Consider the following 15347-nt stretch of genomic DNA (forward strand, 5'->3'; position numbering starts at 1 on the left):
GAGACCCTTCACGTGCGCTTTCCGTACGAGAAGAGGAGCCCCCTATGACCGCCGACCTCCTGTCGCCGCACCCGACGACCGGCATCGCGGCCGCCACCACCGACTTGTCCAAGGTCTATGGCAGCGGCGACACCCGGGTGGTCGCTCTGGACCGGGTCAGCGTCGCCTTCCGGGAGGGCGAGTTCACCGCGATCATGGGCCCTTCGGGCTGCGGCAAGTCCACCCTGATGCACTGCGCCGCCGGACTCGACTCGCCCACGTCCGGGTCGGTACGCGTCGGCACCACCGAACTCGCCCGACTCGGGGACCGGCAGCTCACGCAACTGCGCCGGGACCGCGTCGGGTTCGTCTTCCAGGCGTTCAACCTGCTGCCGACGCTGACCGCCCTGGAGAACATCACCCTGCCGATGGACATCGCAGGCCGCCATCCCGATCGCGCGTGGCTGGACCGGATCGTCTCCATGGTCGGCCTCGCCGACCGGCTCGGCCACCGGCCCGTCCAGCTGTCCGGCGGCCAGCAGCAGCGCGTTGCTGTCGCCCGCGCCCTGGCCTCGCGCCCGGCGATCGTCTTCGGCGACGAGCCCACCGGCAACCTCGACTCGCGCGCCGGGGCCGAGGTCCTCGGCTTCCTCCGGGACTCGGTACGCGAGCTGGGGCAGACCGTGGTCATGGTCACCCACGACCCCGTCGCCGCCGGCTACGCCGACCGCGTCGTGTTCCTCTCCGACGGGCGCCTCGTCGAGGAGATGGCCCGGCCGACCCCGGACCGCGTCCTCGACCTGGTGAAGAGCCTGGGCTCCCGCTCCCACGGCAGCTGAGCCGCGCCTCCGCCGTCCCCCCGTACCGCCCTGGGAAGTCCCCGACCTCCCCAGAATCTCTCGGAAAGCCCTGAAGCCCCATGTTGAGAACAACCCTACGCAACCTCCTGGCCCACAAGGCCCGGCTGTCCATGACCGTCCTAGCCGTCTGCCTGGGCGTCGCGTTTGTCAGCGGCACCCTCGTCTTCGCGGACTCCACCGCCGCCGCTCACCGTGCCGCCGCGTCGAAGAACTTCGCCGGGGTCGACGTCACTGTGACCGAGAAGGCCCCCGAACCCGGTGCCGGCGGTGGATCGCGGGCCGGAGTGCTTGACGACGCGCTCGTCGCGCAACTGGCCCGGGTTCCCGGTGTCGCCGCCGTGCGCCCGTCGGCCGACGGCTCGGCCACCCTGAACGCGTCGGACGGGAGCCCGCTGCGGGCCGGCCGAGCCTGGTCCAACCTGGCCGGCGCGTACGTACCGGACCGGGACGGCAAGGACAGCCGCCATCCGCTGGTCGAGGGCCGCGCCCCCACGAACAGCGGTGAGATCGCCGTGGACAGCGGAACCGCCTCCGCGGGCGGTTTCCGGCTCGGCGACACGGTCACCCTGGCCACGGACGGCCCGGTGGTGACCCCGCGGCTGGTCGGCATCGTCACCGCGGACGACACCCGGGTCACGGCCGGCGGCACCCTCGTCCTCTTCGACAAGGCCACCGCGCAGCGGCTGTTCGCCGCCCCCGGCCGCTACACCGGCATCGACCTGACCGCCACGCCCGGCACCACCGCGTACGAACTCGCGGACCGGCTCACAGCCCTGCTGCCCGCGGGCCGCGCCGAGGCCACCACGGGCCAGGCACAGGCAGCCCAGCAGGCCATCCTCGTCGACACCCTGACCCGCGGCTACGAGAAGGTGCCGATGGTCTTCGCTGGGGTCTCGCTCTTCATCGGCTCGTTCCTCATCGTCAACACCTTCACCATGCTCGTGAAGCGGCGCACCCGCGAGACCGCCCTGCTCCGGGCGATCGGCGCCACGCGACGCCAGGTGTCGCGCTCCGTTCTTCTGGAGGCCCTGATGGTCGGTCTTGCCGCCTCGGTGACCGGCTTCCTGCTGGGGCTCGGTATCGCGGCGGTACTGCCCGACATCCTCGGCGCCGACGGTGATGTCCTGCCCAGTGGCCCTCTCGTGATCGGCCCGCGCTCGGTCGTTGCGGCGCTCGGCGTGGGCGTCGGCGTCACCGTGCTCGCGGCGTGGCTGCCCTCCCGCCTGGCAGCGCGGACCTCCCCCATGGAGGCGCTGCGCACGGCCGAACAGCCACCTTCGGCACAGCGGTTGCGGCTGCGGGGCGCGGTGGGCCTTGGCCTCCTCGTGCTCGGCGCCGGCTGGCTGGTCTCACTCCGAGGCGCGAAGGACGCCTCGGAGGAGAACCTGCGTGATGCGATGGCCGGCTGCGGCCTGTTCGCCGCCGCCCTGATCGTGCTTGCGCCGCTGCTCGCCGGCCCGGTGATCCGGCTGACGGGGCAGTTGACCGGGCGCTTCGGCGTAACCGGCCGCCTCGCCCGCGAGAACGCCCTGCGCGACCCGCGCCGCACCGCGGCCACCGCTGCCACCCTGCTGATCAGCACCGGCCTCGTCACCGGACTCGCCGTCATCGGGCACTCCACCGGACAGGCACTCGACCGCCAAGCCGCCTCTGGGCTCGGCGCCGACTACGTCGTCAGCACTCGCTCCACAATGACGGGCATCGACCCCGCTGTCCTACGGCGGCTGGCCGAGACTTCCGGCGTGCGCGCCGCGCACCCGATCGCCGACTCGACCCTGTTCACCGGAAGCGGCGTCCGCCAGATCACCGGCGCCGACCCCGCCACCGTGCGCGACACCATGAAGCTCGACTTCGTCTCCGGCTCCGCCGAGAACCTGGCGCCGGGCTCGATCGCCATCTCCGCCACCGTCGCCCGGGAGAGCGGGGTGACGACGGGCGGTCTGCTGAAGGTCCAGATGGGTCGCGCGGGGAAGTTCACCTCGTACAAGGTCATGGGCGTCTACAAGGACAACCCCGTCGCCCACGACGCGCTCGGCAGCCGTAGCGAGGTCGCGGCCAACAGCTTCCTGCCGGACTCCGTCCAGCGCGTGCTCCTGCGCACCGACGGCCAGGCGACGGGGGCATTGGAGAACCGGCTGCGCACCGCCGTCGGCAACAGCCCGCTCCTCAAGGTGCAGGACCGCGAACAGTTCGTCCGCCAGGCCGCCGGCACCATGGGCGACCTGTTGGACGTGATGTACGGCATGCTCGGCATCGGTGTCGTCATCAGCGCCCTCGGCATCGTGAACACACTGGCCATGTCCGTCGCCGAACGCACCCGAGAGATCGGCGCGCTGCGCGCACTCGGCATGGACCGCGCCGGCGTCCGCCGCATGATCCGCCTGGAGGCCCTGACCGTCGCCGGTTTCGGAACTCTCCTGGGTCTGACGGGCGGCCTGTTCGGCGCCTGGGCCGTCGGCTCCCTCGCCCACGGCGCCGTCGACCAATACACCCTGGCCCTGCCCTGGAGAACCCTGCTCCTGGTGTGCCTGCTCTCCCTGGCGATCGGCGTCCTCGCGGCCGCCGCCCCCGCCCGCCGGGCAGCCGCCCTGAGCCCCTTGGAGGCGGCCGCGAACACCTGACGGCCGGGGCTGGTTAGGGGAGGGACGGTTCTGCGCCATCGATAGAGGCTGCTGCGGATGAGGACGCCCAGTTCGGCGAGGTCTTTCTGGCTGACGCGGCCATGATGGAGGGTCCGGATCACCCGCTCTTGGCCGTGGACCTCTCGGACGAGCCTAGGCGGACGTTCAGGCTTCCTGTTCAGTGGTTTCCTGATGTCTCGGCCAACCTCAGCATCGCCAGTATGGACTTTGCCGAGTTCGCCGACGCCGTGGACGGGTCAGGGACCTTCCGCGGCTTTGGCGAGGCCTGACACTTTTTACGGAGGCCTGTCCGGGCGGGCTACGTGCCGCGCCAGTTCAGCGTGGCTTCGCGGGTGAGGCGGCGACTCATCAGGTCGGTCATCGCGATGCGGATCATGGCTTCGGAGCGGTGCGGTGGGTTTCGTAGTCACGGGCCAGGCGCCGGTGGTGCATGAGCCAGCCGACGGTCCTCTCGACGACCCATCGTCGCGGGATGACCTTGAAGCCCTTCTCGCCGGGGGCGCGGCGGACGACTTCGACGTCGATGCCGAGGCGGGCGCCGTGGTCGATGGCCGTGATGCGGTAGCCGGTATCGGCCCAGGCCTTCGTCACCCGCGGGTGAGCTGTCGCGATCTGCGAGAGCACCTGGATGCCGCCGGCGTTGTCGGAGACGCTCGCGGCGGTGACCAGCACGGCCATGGGGAGGCCGAGAGTGTCGACGCCGATGTGACGCTTGCGGCCTGAGATCTTTGCCCGCACCGATGCCCTGACCAGCAGCGGGGACGTTCCCGGAGGGCTTGAGGTGCTGCGCGTCCACCACGCACGCGCTCGGCTCGCCCTCCTTGCCCTCCGCCTCCCGGACCAATCGCCTCAGCACCCCGTTGAGCTGGTCGAAGACGCCCGTCCTTCTGCCAGGCAGCGACGTAGCCGTAGACCGTCTCCCACGGTGCGAAATCATGAAGCAGGCAGCGCCAGGGAATGCCGGTGCGGTCGACGTAGAGGACCGCGTCCATGATCTGCCGCAGGTCGTGTCCGGGTGGCCGGCCTATGTCCAGGCCGGCCCTTCCCCCTCCGCTCGGCCCTCCAAGCCGACCGGATGGGCTCCATCAACTCCCACCGGGCATCGGGCAGGTCACTCGGATACGGTCGATGTCGGGCCGTGTTTCGGTAGTACCGCCAACAGTCCCCGGACTACAGGGCGCAAACGGGGGTGACCTGGGGCGCCTTGGGATCAGACAGGAGCGAAGAGAGACTCAAACGGACCTCCGACTGCCATCCCCCGCCACATGCGTCACGTCAGCCGACACGAAGCTCTGCCGCCTCTGCCGGGACGGACATCCAACTTCCACCGACCACGCCAGCCGGGCCAAAACGCTCTTCGAGGAGCGGACGGCCTGGCGGCGCGCAGTCGACAGGCTCTGGCCGTCGATGTCGAGTGCGGTGCCGTACCCAGGCGGTTCACCTTCAGCCGGATGACCACCCGGTGTTCGGCGACCAACTGCTCCAGGAACGCGCCGTCGGCTTCCGGCTTCGAGGCTTGCGGGATATCGCAAGCAGTTCTTGCCCCACGGCGTCACCGGGAACGGTCGTGCTCCCGGAAACCTCGGCCTCGCCTTCGGCGACGGCGAACGACCACACGTCGACGCCCTGCACATGAAGCGCCGCATCCGGGTTGCGCCGCAGATGTACGACTTTGACCCGGTCGGCCGTCGTCGAGAACGGCACCGTGCGGGTTTTGGGGTCTCAGCTGTACAGCATCGTGGTCAGGTGGGGGTGGCCGCTGCGCTTGACGGTGGCCAGTGTGCCGAACTGCTGCCTGCCGAGCAGGCTGGAGAGGGCTTCGTCGGCCAGGGGGCGAGGCGCTGGTCCTCGAAGTCAAAATGCAGTTCTAGGCCAACGTCAGAAAGACGTCGATGTCGCGTACTTCCACCTGTGCGACTCCCGTCATAAGCCTCGGTTATCGGATCTTACTGATCTTCGATGTTGATGGGCGCGGTGGGGAGTTGGAAGATCGACAGCGGCCGGGACCGCCGCACGGTGGTCCGTGGGCGGTGCGGCGCCCGTACCGGTGACACCGCACCGCCCGGCGGGCCGCCTGCGGCCGCCGACAACGTGCCGGACGGGAGACCAGCTGTTGTCCCAGGGCGCCAGCACACCCGCACCCCCAGGAAGGACACCCTCATGAAGCCCCCCGTCGCCGGCGTCACGATTTCACAGGAGGAGGTGCGCGCCGTCGTCAGCCTCGTTGCGCAGGTCGAGCACGCCCAGCGAAACGGCCTGCCGGACGCGTTCGCGGAGCTGTTCCGCCAGGACGCCTTCTGGACGATGCCCTACGGCGACCCGCTGACCGGCCTGGAGGAGATCAGCGCCTTCGCCCACCGTGCTCTGCCCAGCGCGAGCCGTCAGCCGGTAACCGTCACCTACGGAGCCGCGCCCTCGTGTTCATCCGGCCCGACCTCGCCGTGATCAAGATCCGTCAGCGGCTGATCACCGGACGACGCCTGCACGAGGTGCTCCGCGCTCACGGCGATCCGGCTCGGCGGAGCAGCTGTGGCAGACCTGGCGCGGCCGAGCGCCGGTGGGCGTCCGCAGTGGCCGCCCACCCCGAAGCCGCCCCCGGCACGCTGCTGTACGTCCTCGCCAAGGACGACGGCCGATGGCGCATCGCCGTCGCCCAGAACACCACGGTCATCGACCACGGCGCCCTCGCCGCATGCTGAGCCCTGCAGACCAGAGCCTCGCGTTTGACATCGCCCGCAGCGCACGGACACCTGGGCGGCATGGGAGCACGTCAGCCGCGTCGCAGAACAGGCGATCGACGCTCCCGCCACCACGGTCGAGGAGGCGGGGACCGGCCTTCTGCAGGAGACGCGATGCCCCGACGACCCGCAGGCACTGGCCGAACCAGACCTCTCGGGCCACCGGGGGCGCCCGGCCGTCGGCAACCTGGCCGGCACCTGCACGTCTGGAAGCCCGGCTGCCCGGCCGGGCCCGAACGGGAAACGGCAGACCGACCGTTCCACTTCCGAGGAGTTGCGGCATTGACGTTCCGTACCACGGCCGAGGTCATCCACTGCTTCAACCGCGCCTTCATCGAGCACGACGCCTCCTCGCTCGCCGACCTGATCGCCGACGACTGCGTAATGGAGGCGAGGGAGCCGGCTCCTGACGGAGCTCGCTACGAGGGCCGCGCCGAGTGCCTGGAGTTCTGCCGTGCACTCGCCGAGGACCGCACGATCCAGTTCGAGCCGGAGGCCCTCGTCATCACCGGTGAACGGGCAACGGTCCGCTGGCGGTACCACTTCGGCGACGGACCCACCGACTCGGTCCGCGGCGTGAGCCTCACGCTGGTACGGGACGGGTTGATCGTCGAGTCCCTCGGCTACAGCAAGACCACGGGCGACGCCCCGCCGGCCAAGGCCGGAATCCATGGAAGGCAAGGGAAATCCTGATATGCGTGTGTTGTTGGTGGCCTACGGGTCGCGCGGGGACATCGAGCCGATGCTCGGGCTCGGGGCGGAACTGCGGGCACTCGGCGCGGAGGTGCAGATGTGCGCCCCGCCGGACTTCGCGGAGCTGCTGGACCGTGCCCGCATCCCACTGGTGCCGCTCGGCCAGTCGTTGCGCGCGATGGCGACCAGGGCGGTGACCGGGACGGGGAAGCCGCTGCCGGCGGAGAGCCTCTCCGAGCGTGCGGCCCGGATGCTCGCCGCGACGTACGACTCGGTCACCGGGGTGGCCGAAGGATGCGACGTCGTGGTGGCGACCGGCTTGATCCCGGCCGCGGCCGCCGCGCGGGCGGTGGCCGATGAGCTGGGCGTCCCCTACGTGTTCGCCGCCTACTTCCCGACCTACCTGCCGTCGCCGCACCACCCGCCGCTCGCGTGGCCGGGCCGGCCGCTCCCGCCGGAGGTGACCGACAACCGGGTGCTGTGGGACCTGAACACCGAGCACATGAACGCGCTCTTCGGCGAGGCGGTCAACAACCACCGGGCCGCGATCGGTCTGCCCCCGGTGGAGAACGTCCGCGACCACGTCTTCACCGGCCGCCCGTGGCTGGCGGCCGACCCGGCCCTGAGCCCGTGGCCGCAGCCGGCCGACCTCGACGTGGTGCAGACCGGCGCGTGGATCCGGCCGGACGAAAGCCCGCTCCCGGCCGCTCTGGAGGCGTTCCTGGACGCCGGCGAACCCCCGGTGTACGTGGGCTTCGGCAGCATGCCCGTCCGCGACGCGCAGAGCGTCACCCGGGCGGCCGTCGAGGCGGTCCGCGCGCAGGGCCGCCGCGTCCTCCTCTCCCGCGGCTGGGCCGGCCTGGCCCTGACCGACGACCGGGACGACTGCTTCGCCGTCGGCGAGGTCAACCAGCAGGTGCTGTTCACTCGGGTGGCGGCCGTCGTGCACCACGGCGGCGCGGGCACCACGACGACGGCTGCCCGGGCCGGCGCGCCCCAGGTGGTGGCAGCCCAGATGGCGGACCAACCGTACTGGGCCGGCCGGGTGGCCGAGCTGGGCATCGGCGCGGCGCTCGACGGTCCGACCCTGACCTACGAGTCCCTGTCGGCCGCACTCGAGACGGCCCTGACCCCCGGTACCCGCACACGAGCGGCTGCCGTAGCCGCCACGATCCGCACCGACGGGGCGAGGGCGGCGGCGAAGCTGCTGCTCGACACGGTCGGCCGGGAAAGACCGCCCGCGTCCGTGTCTCACCCCGCACTTGAGGAGAGGGCATGAAGGTGAAGGACCGCCGGGTGCCCGACGAGCGGAACCTGGCCGCCGGGATGCTGGTGGACGCGGTGGGCACGGGTATGTACGTTCCGTTCAGCCTGGTTTTCTTCCAGCGGATCACCGGACTGCCACTGCCGACGATCGGCACCGTCCTGACCGTTGCCGGGCTGCTGGCGATGAGTGCCATGCCGGTCGGCGGCTGGGCCGTCGACCGGTTCGGTGCCCGGCGGGTGCGGCTGGCCCTGTATCTGGTGCGCGGCCTCGGCTTCCTGGCCTTCCCGCTCGGTACCACCCTGCCGGTCTTCGCCCTGGTCGCCACCCTCACCGCGGCCGGCGCTCAGGCCTTCCCCGCGACCCAGCAGGCCCTGATCGGCGAGCTCGCCCAGGGGGAGCACCGGGACCGGCTGATGGCACTCGCCCGGAGCGTGAACAACGCCGGCCTCGGCGCTGGCGGCCTGCTCGCCGCCGGATTGGTGCAAGTCGGCGGTGACCGCGGCTTCCTGGCGGTCGCCTGGCTGAACGCGGCCACCTTCTTCGTCGCGGCACTGTTCGGGCTGCGGATCAGGACCCCCCACCCGGTCGGCCCCGCGACCGGCCGGCAGCGGCCCGGCTACCGCGCGGTGCTGCGCGATCGCCCGTACGCCGGGCTCACCCTGGCCAACTTCCTGATTGCCCTCGGCTATTCGGCGCTCAGCGTGCTGCTGCCGGTGTACGCCGTGAGCCAGTTCGACCTGCCCGCCTCGGTGGCCGGTCCGCTGTTCGCGGTCAACACGGCGCTCTGCGCCTTCGCCGGCGTACCGGTCGGGAGAGTCAGCAGGCGCTTCGCCCGGCGCACCCGGGTGGCTGCGGTCGGCGCCCTCATCTTCGCCACCGCGTTCCTCGGGTACGCGCTGCTGGGCGGCATCCCCCGCCAAGGCGTGATGGCCGGCCTTGTCGGGCTTCTGGTCCTCTACACGATCGGCGAACTGGTGCACAGCCCGAGCGCCGGCGCCCTCTCGGTGAGCGCCGCTCCCATCGAGGCGCGCGGCCGTTACCTGGCCACCTACCAGCTGTCCTGGGCGCTGTCCCAGACCTTGGCACCGTCGCTGTTCACCGGCCTGCTGGCCGTCGACGGCCGGCTGCCCTGGCTGGTGCTGACGGCGAGTTCGATGGCAGGGGCCGTCATGCTGCTCGCCCTGGAGCGGAGCCTGCCGGCCGAAGCTGTGTACACCACGACCGCCGAAGCCGTGCCGCCCGCACGCCAGCCGGGACCGCGCCAGCTGAGACCTGTCCGGGCCGATCATGTGGCTAGGTCGTCCACCGATCGTTGATGTGAACATGGGGTGGGGTGGTCTGACGCATGCCGAGTGAGAACGGCTGCGGCCATTCCTCCCGGTGAGCAACGGTCGTTGTGGGCCGGTGGCGGGATCACCGTCAGGTGATCGACGGGACTCTGCACCGGGTGCGGACCGGCGTTCAGTGGCGGGACCTGCCCGAGCGGTTCGGTGGCAAGCCCATGGACCCGGGCTGTCTGGTCACGGCTCCGGGTCCGGGCGTGCCCGTGGATGGTGTGGTCCGGCGAGGGCTGGTCCTGGTGGAGACCCCGCGAATTCCCAGTCAGCGTGAGGTACGCGTACTTCTGCGGGATTGCCTCCAGTCCCGCTTCGGAACCGCAGGCCACGCGTCCAGATCCACCGAACAGCCGCGGGACCTGGACGCGTACGGCGATGAAGGGCTCGGCGCGGTCTAGAGCGTGTCTCTTTAATGGGCTGGTCCGTTGATCGGATATGTCCATCCGGTTTGTGATCACTGATGCGACGTGCGACCGGATCAAGCCGCTGATGCCGGCCGATCCGGTCCGCGGTCGGCGATGGGCCGACCACCGCCGCACCCTTGAGGCCATTGCGTGGAAGTACCGCACCTGTTCGCCCTGGCGGGACTTGCCGGGGGAACTCGGCTCCCTCCAGACGGCTCACAAACGCCTCATTAGGTGGGCCGTCGACGGCACCTGGGCACGGATCCTGGCCGCAGTCCTGGCCACCGCCGACGCTGATGACGACGTGAAATGGACGGTCTCGGTGGATTCCACCATCTGCCGGGCCCATCAGCACACGGCTGAGGCTGTGAAAAAGGGGCTGCGCGACGGTCAGAACCCGACGACCACGCACTCGGACGTTCTCGTGGCGGCCTGAGTACGAAAGTACATCTGGCCAGCGACAACCGGGCACGGCCGCCGTCATGGCCAGGATCCGCGTCCCCCGAGGCGGACTCGGCAGGCCCCGGACTCGACCGGCTCGTCCTTGCGAACCGCGCGTATTCTTCCCGCGCGATCCGCAGCCATCTCCGATGGCGGGGCCTTCGCGCCGTCGGAGATGGCTGCTGACCAGGTCGGACACCGCCTGCGAAGAGGGCGAGCCGGAGGTCGGCCGCCAGGTTTCGACGCGGAGGCATACAAGCAGCGCAACACCGTCGAACGGTGTATCAACCGCTTGAAGCAATGGCGTGGTCTGGCCATGCGCACGGACAAGCTTGCCCTGGCCTACGAGGCTGCTTTGCACTTGGCAGCCATCCTGATCTGGTCCCGCTCGACGCGGTGATCAGAGCAGCTCGTGCACGACCAGGCGCGACTGCTTCCCCGAGAAGGCGCTTCGCAGGGCTCGGGCCTCACGGTTCCGGGCAGCGAAGACTCCTTGCTTGTCCACGTGCACGACCAGGACGTCATAGCTATCGATGACCTCGGAGATGCCCCGTGTCTGGATGGTGTCCCGCCAGGCTTCCGTGTTCCGACCGAACCAATCCGGCAGTCCGCAAGGCTCAACCACGGCGTCCCAGAAATCGTTGAGCGTCTCGATCGGCCTACCTCGCAGGTCAACCACCAGTTCCGACTCAATCCTCTTGGCCATCACGACAGAGTAATCGGCCCTCTTTCGAGGCGTCAGGGCTCCAAAGAGACAGGTCCTAGTACTGCAACGGTGTTTGCCGTGACGGTTGGGCAGGTCGGTCGTTGGTCGGTTCATGGGTGGGGAACTTGCTGATGCCCGGTCGTGGGCTGGTGAACTGAAGTCTTTGCACGAGCGGTTCGTGCACCGCTTCTCCAGGTCGGAGCCGCGGGAGTCGGCTCTTGCCTATATGCGGGGGCTGGTCGCTCCGCTGGAGCGGAAGAACGGCTGGACGCTCGCGGAAGAGGCCGGGCATACGGGTCCGGACCAGATTCACCGGCTGTTGAACCGGATCGACTGGAACGCCGATGAGGTCCTCGACGATGTGCAGGACTATATCGTCGAGCATCTCGGCGATCCGGACGCGGTGCTGATCGTGGATGACACCGGGTTCCTGAAGAAGGGTGTCCGCTCGGCCGGGGTCCAGCGTCAGTACTCAGGGACCGCCGGGCGGACGGAGAACTCCCAGATCGGGGTGTTCCTCGCCTATGCCGGCGGCCGTGGCCGCACGTTGATCGACCGCCGTCTGTATCTGCCCACGTCGTGGACGGATGACCGGGAACGGTGCCGGGCGGCCGGCATCGACGACACGGTCGCCTTCGAGACGAAGGTGGTGATGGCCAAGGCCATGGTCCGCCGGGCCATCGCCGACCGGATTCCGTTCCGGTGGGTGACCGCGGACGCCGCCTACGGCTTCTCCAAAGGCTGGCGTTCCGAGCTGGAGCGGGCGGATGTCTTCCATGTCATGGCAACCACCCGCCATGACACCGTCGTCTCCCGCTGGGCCATGGATCATCCCGTTCACGACCTGTTTCCCGGGCTGCCGAGGCAGAAGTGGAAGCGCCGTTCCTGCGGCGACGGTGCCCACGGCCCCAGGGTCTACGACTGGGCGAGGGTCGAGGTCCGTCCCTGGCATCGCGAGGACCGCCGGCACTGGGTGATCGCCCGCCGCAGCGTCCGCCGGCCAGACGAAATCTCCTACTACATCGCCTACTGCCCGGCCGAAACCACCTTGGACGAGCTGATCCGCATCGCGGGAAGCCGTTGGGCGGTCGAGGAATGCTTCCAGAGTGCGAAACAGGAGTGCGGCCTGGACGACTACCAGGTCCGCCGCTACGACGGCTGGCACCGCCACATGACCCTGGCGATGGCGGCCCACGCCTGCCTCACCGTCCTGCGGGCCCGCCAACTCGACACCGGGAAAGCAGAAACGGATCCTCCCAGCTCATACCCCTGACCCTCCCCGAACTCCGACGCCTGATCTACCGCCTCGCCCACCGTCACCCGGCACCCGTCGACCACGTCCTGCACTGGTCACACTGGCGCCGACGACGACAGTTCCAAGCCCGCATCAGCCACTACAAACGACGCGGCCACACACCACCCGAAGCCAACAAACCATCACGAAAGAGACCGTTGCAGTACTAGCGGACGAGTCCAGTCGAACACTTGGATGGGCAGGCAGTCTGCAGGGTCGTCGCCGGCCTCCGACGAGCCGTACTGCTTGCCAGCCGACGCCCACCAGCCGAGGTCAGGCAGTACGGGACGTACTTGCGCCAGGACGTCCGGTGATCTGATCACGGCTTCGAAGTCGACCTCTGCATAAGCGATGTCTGCGATGCCCAGCGAGGTGCGCACCGCACGTATCGCTTCGGCAAGGCCGCCCTGGACATGCCCGTCTACGCCTACGCCTACGCCGCGAAGGATGGCACACGGACGCGGATCAGTACCGTGAAATCGCCCGGCACCGCCCTGCCGCTGTCCGGGCTGGTCATCAACCTTCGGAGTCGTCATGTTCCGATCCACTGGTACCTGACCTCCGCTGCACGCGTGCTGCCCGTGCCCACGAGTGCCCCCCGTGCAGGCGCATGATCCCTATGCTGACGACATGCTCGACATACCTCTTTCAGCACTGGAAGTCGCGATGGTCCAGACGGACACCCGCGCCGTGGACACGCTGCGGGACACCGCGGCCTTCGCACAGGGACTCGAACGGCTCGGCTACCACCGGCTCTGGTACGCCGAGCACCACCACTCACCCGCGATCGGCGCGTTCCCGCCGGTCGTGCTGATCGCGCACGCCGCCGCCACGACCTCCGTCATCCGTCTCGGCTCCGGCGGGGTGCTGGCACCCAACCACGCCCCCATCATGCTGGCGGAGCAGTTCGGGACACTGTCCGCCCTGCACGGGGGCCGTATCGACCTGGGCATCGGCCGTGGCCCCGGAACCTTCGACGAGGCCACCGCGCGGGCGCTGCGCCGCGGCGCCGGACCGACGACCGACGCGGAGTACGGGAGCGACGTGGCCTCGGTCCTCTCCCTCCTGGTGGGCGAAGTCGCCCTCGACCCGCTGCCGGAGCCGTGGCTGCTCGCCTCCAGCACCGCGGGCGCCGCCCTCGCCGCGGAGCTCGGCCTGCCGGTGGCCGTGGCCCACCACATCCGACCCGACAACACCCTTGCGGTACTCGAGCGTTACCGGGCGGAGTTCACCCCGTCCCGTTGGTGCGAGCGGCCCCGGGTGTTGTTGTGCGTCGAGGCGGTGTGCGCGGAAACCGACGAGGAGGCAGTGCGGCGGACGGGGCCCATGGCCGTCGTCAAGGCCGGGCTCCTCAAGGGGGTGAGCGACATGCCCTTCCCGACCCCCGCGCAGGCCGCCACCCACCCGTTCACGGAGGAGGAGCGAGCGGTGCTGGCCCACTTCCGGGCACAGCAGGCCGTCGGGGCCCCGGAGACAGTCGTACGCCGGCTCGAACGACTGGCGCGCGAGACCGGCGCGGACGAGCTGATGCTGACCACGCCCGTGCACGACCTCGGCGACCGCCTGCGCTCCTACGAATTGATCAGGAAGCACTGCGGCTGAGCGAGAAGTACCGAGACGGGCGGGAAGCCCTCGTACGCTGCAGACGTCGGGGGCAGTCGAGCAAGGGGGGCCCGCATGGGCTTGCGAAAAGGCGCCAATGTGCCGGTGGAACACACCTCGGTGCGGGTGGAGGTGGGATGGCAGGAGCGCCCCGGAACTCCGGACGTTGACGTGTCGGCCCTGCTGCTGACCGCGGCCGGAAAGGTGCGGTCGGACGTCGACTTCGTGTTCTACAACCAGCCCGCCCACCGCAGCGGCGCCGTCTGCCACGAGGGCAGGCGACAGGACGGCGCGAGCGTAGTCGAGACGATCAGCGTGACGTTGTCGGCGGTGGAGCAGGACATCACGACCGTGGTGGTCGCGGCCTCACCGACGGCGCGTTCGGCCGAGTGCCCGGTCTGTTCGTACGCGTACTGGACGCGGAGAGCGGGGCCGAGGCGGCGAGGTTCGACGCCACTGACGCCGACTCCGAGACGGCCTTCCTGCTCGGCGAGCTGTACCGGCGGGGTGGTGCGTGGAAGTTCCGTGCGGTGGGCCAGGGCTACGCCTTGGGCCTGGCCGGGCTGGCTACCGACTTCGGCATCACCGTGGACGAGCCCACCACACCGTCATCCCCACCGGCACGTCAGCCGCCGCCCGCCCCGGTGCCCCCGGCGTCCGAACCCGTACGGCTGTCGAAGATCACTTTGACGAAGGCCGCTCCCGCGGTGTCGCTGACCAAACAGGGAGCCACCTCGGGGGCCATGCGGGTCAACCTCACGTGGAGCGCGGCCGAGCCGGGGCGCGGCCGGCTGGACAGGGGCAAGGTCGCCGTCCGGCTGGACGACGTCGACCTCGACCTCTCCTGCATGTGGGAGCTGCGGAACGGAACGAAGGGGATCGTCCACCCCATCGGCAACGAGTTCGGCTCGTTTGACCGACCGCCGTACGTCCTGCTGGACCAGGACGACCGGACCGGCGGCAGCGAGGACGGCGAGAACCTGATGATCAACCTTGATCACTCGGAAGAGATCAAACGCCTCCTGGTGTTCGTGGTCATCTACGACGGGGCGTCAGACTTCTCGGGACTGCACGGCGTCGCCACCCTGTATCCGCCCGCCGGCCCTCCGATCGAAGTGCGTCTGGATGAGTGCACCGTCCCCTCACCGGTCGCCGCGATCGCGCTGATCGAGAACGTGGGCGGCGAACTGGTCGTACGGAGAGAGGCGAAGTACCTGGTGCTCGCGCCGGGCGTCTTCAAGCAGCAGGCCGCCGACCTCGAATACGGCTGGGGGATGAGCTGGCACTCCGCCACCAAGGACTGACACCGAGGACCGGCACCGAGGAGTGGCCGATCATCCGGCGAACAGGATGTAGGAGGCCGTCGTGGTCAGAAAGAATCCCG

At 69.8% G+C, this 15347-nt stretch carries 12 protein-coding genes and 5 pseudogenes; 13 read left to right on the forward strand and 4 right to left on the reverse strand.

Annotated features, from left to right (window positions below; genetic code table 11):
• Positions 1–44 precede the first annotated feature (44 nt).
• The 3 genes from OG861_RS31350 (at position 45) to OG861_RS34355 (ending at position 3750) form a co-directional block, all read left to right on the forward strand.
• The gene (locus OG861_RS31350) at positions 45–818 is read left to right on the forward strand and encodes an ABC transporter ATP-binding protein (protein ID WP_329191730.1); all 774 of its coding nucleotides are present in this window, start codon (positions 45–47) and stop codon (positions 816–818) included.
• Between the two features lie 80 nt (positions 819–898).
• The gene (locus OG861_RS31355; protein ID WP_329191728.1) at positions 899–3460 is read left to right on the forward strand and encodes an ABC transporter permease; all 2562 of its coding nucleotides are present in this window, start codon (positions 899–901) and stop codon (positions 3458–3460) included.
• 41 nt (positions 3461–3501) lie between these two features.
• Entirely contained in the window at positions 3502–3750 is a 249-nt protein-coding gene (locus tag OG861_RS34355) for a DUF6924 domain-containing protein (protein ID WP_443056741.1), read from the forward strand.
• Between the two features lie 29 nt (positions 3751–3779).
• Here OG861_RS34355 and OG861_RS31360 read toward each other — a convergent pair.
• Together OG861_RS31360 and OG861_RS31365 are read right to left on the reverse strand one after the other, a co-directional pair.
• Positions 3780–4567 (reverse strand): annotated as a pseudogene (locus OG861_RS31360) (IS5 family transposase).
• Between the two features lie 314 nt (positions 4568–4881).
• Positions 4882–5311 (reverse strand): annotated as a pseudogene (locus OG861_RS31365) (pyridoxamine 5'-phosphate oxidase family protein); the annotation flags it as partial.
• Between the two features lie 330 nt (positions 5312–5641).
• On the opposite strand from OG861_RS31365, the gene OG861_RS31370 reads away from it, so the two are divergent.
• The 7 genes and pseudogenes from OG861_RS31370 to OG861_RS31400 all read left to right on the forward strand — a co-directional run bounded on the left by OG861_RS31370 (position 5642) and on the right by OG861_RS31400 (position 10761).
• Positions 5642–5926: an SgcJ/EcaC family oxidoreductase gene (locus tag OG861_RS31370; protein WP_329191726.1), complete on the forward strand. Its 285-nt coding sequence runs from the start codon at positions 5642–5644 to the stop codon at positions 5924–5926.
• The gene (locus OG861_RS31375; RefSeq protein WP_329191724.1) at positions 5899–6180 is read left to right on the forward strand and encodes a hypothetical protein; all 282 of its coding nucleotides are present in this window, start codon (positions 5899–5901) and stop codon (positions 6178–6180) included. Before OG861_RS31370 ends, OG861_RS31375 begins: the two co-directional genes overlap by 28 nt.
• Positions 6181–6501: 321 nt before the next feature.
• Positions 6502–6912, forward strand: coding sequence for a nuclear transport factor 2 family protein (locus OG861_RS31380; RefSeq protein ID WP_329191722.1), 411 nt, complete (start codon positions 6502–6504; stop codon positions 6910–6912).
• Between the two features lies 1 nt (position 6913).
• Positions 6914–8191 (forward strand): glycosyltransferase, encoded by a 1278-nt coding sequence (locus tag OG861_RS31385; RefSeq protein ID WP_329191720.1) that lies wholly within the window; start codon positions 6914–6916, stop codon positions 8189–8191.
• Positions 8188–9495, forward strand: a complete 1308-nt coding sequence (locus OG861_RS31390) for an MFS transporter (RefSeq protein ID WP_330261928.1) — start codon at positions 8188–8190, stop codon at positions 9493–9495. The genes OG861_RS31385 and OG861_RS31390 overlap by 4 nt, the downstream gene beginning before the upstream one ends.
• Positions 9496–9541: 46 nt before the next feature.
• A pseudogene (locus tag OG861_RS31395) lies at positions 9542–9671 on the forward strand (transposase); the annotation flags it as partial.
• Between the two features lie 280 nt (positions 9672–9951).
• Positions 9952–10761, forward strand: a pseudogene (locus OG861_RS31400) (IS5 family transposase).
• Here OG861_RS31400 and OG861_RS31405 read toward each other — a convergent pair.
• The gene (locus OG861_RS31405; RefSeq protein ID WP_329191716.1) at positions 10762–11067 is read right to left on the reverse strand and encodes a barstar family protein; all 306 of its coding nucleotides are present in this window, start codon (positions 11065–11067) and stop codon (positions 10762–10764) included.
• A 112-nt stretch (positions 11068–11179) separates the two neighbouring features.
• On the opposite strand from OG861_RS31405, the gene OG861_RS31410 reads away from it, so the two are divergent.
• Positions 11180–12340 (forward strand): IS701 family transposase, encoded by a 1161-nt coding sequence (locus tag OG861_RS31410; RefSeq protein WP_329191714.1) that lies wholly within the window; start codon positions 11180–11182, stop codon positions 12338–12340.
• Between the two features lie 164 nt (positions 12341–12504).
• Here the strand turns inward: OG861_RS31410 and OG861_RS31415 are convergent, their stop codons facing one another.
• Complete coding sequence (locus tag OG861_RS31415) at positions 12505–12897, reverse strand: hypothetical protein (protein ID WP_329191712.1); 393 nt, start codon at positions 12895–12897, stop codon at positions 12505–12507.
• Between the two features lie 94 nt (positions 12898–12991).
• Here OG861_RS31415 and OG861_RS31420 point away from each other — a divergent pair, with 94 nt between their 5' ends.
• Both OG861_RS31420 and OG861_RS31425 read left to right on the forward strand, forming a co-directional pair.
• On the forward strand, positions 12992–13963 hold the full coding sequence (locus OG861_RS31420; RefSeq protein WP_329191710.1) for an LLM class flavin-dependent oxidoreductase: 972 nt from the start codon (positions 12992–12994) through the stop codon (positions 13961–13963).
• Positions 13964–14038: 75 nt separating this feature from the next.
• Positions 14039–15267, forward strand: a pseudogene (locus OG861_RS31425) (TerD family protein).
• The last annotated feature ends 80 nt before the right edge of the window (positions 15268–15347 follow it).

Source organism: Streptomyces sp. NBC_00539 (assembly GCF_036346105.1).
Taxonomy (GTDB): Bacteria; Actinomycetota; Actinomycetes; order Streptomycetales; family Streptomycetaceae; genus Streptomyces.

What these genes read in the sequence shown, in the direction of transcription:
- OG861_RS31350 (WP_329191730.1), top strand. Translation starts at nt 45, where the DNA reads ATGACCGCCGACCTCCTGTCGCCGCACCCGACGACCGGCATCGCGGCC.
- OG861_RS31355 (WP_329191728.1), top strand. Translation starts at nt 899, where the DNA reads ATGTTGAGAACAACCCTACGCAACCTCCTGGCCCACAAGGCCCGGCTG.
- OG861_RS31370 (WP_329191726.1), top strand. Translation starts at nt 5,642, where the DNA reads ATGAAGCCCCCCGTCGCCGGCGTCACGATTTCACAGGAGGAGGTGCGC.
- OG861_RS31385 (WP_329191720.1), top strand. Translation starts at nt 6,914, where the DNA reads ATGCGTGTGTTGTTGGTGGCCTACGGGTCGCGCGGGGACATCGAGCCG.
- OG861_RS31390 (WP_330261928.1), top strand. Translation starts at nt 8,188, where the DNA reads ATGAAGGTGAAGGACCGCCGGGTGCCCGACGAGCGGAACCTGGCCGCC.
- OG861_RS31405 (WP_329191716.1), bottom strand. Translation starts at nt 11,067, where the DNA reads ATGGCCAAGAGGATTGAGTCGGAACTGGTGGTTGACCTGCGAGGTAGG.
- OG861_RS31410 (WP_329191714.1), top strand. Translation starts at nt 11,180, where the DNA reads ATGGGTGGGGAACTTGCTGATGCCCGGTCGTGGGCTGGTGAACTGAAG.
- OG861_RS31415 (WP_329191712.1), bottom strand. Translation starts at nt 12,897, where the DNA reads ATGACGACTCCGAAGGTTGATGACCAGCCCGGACAGCGGCAGGGCGGT.
- OG861_RS31420 (WP_329191710.1), top strand. Translation starts at nt 12,992, where the DNA reads ATGCTCGACATACCTCTTTCAGCACTGGAAGTCGCGATGGTCCAGACG.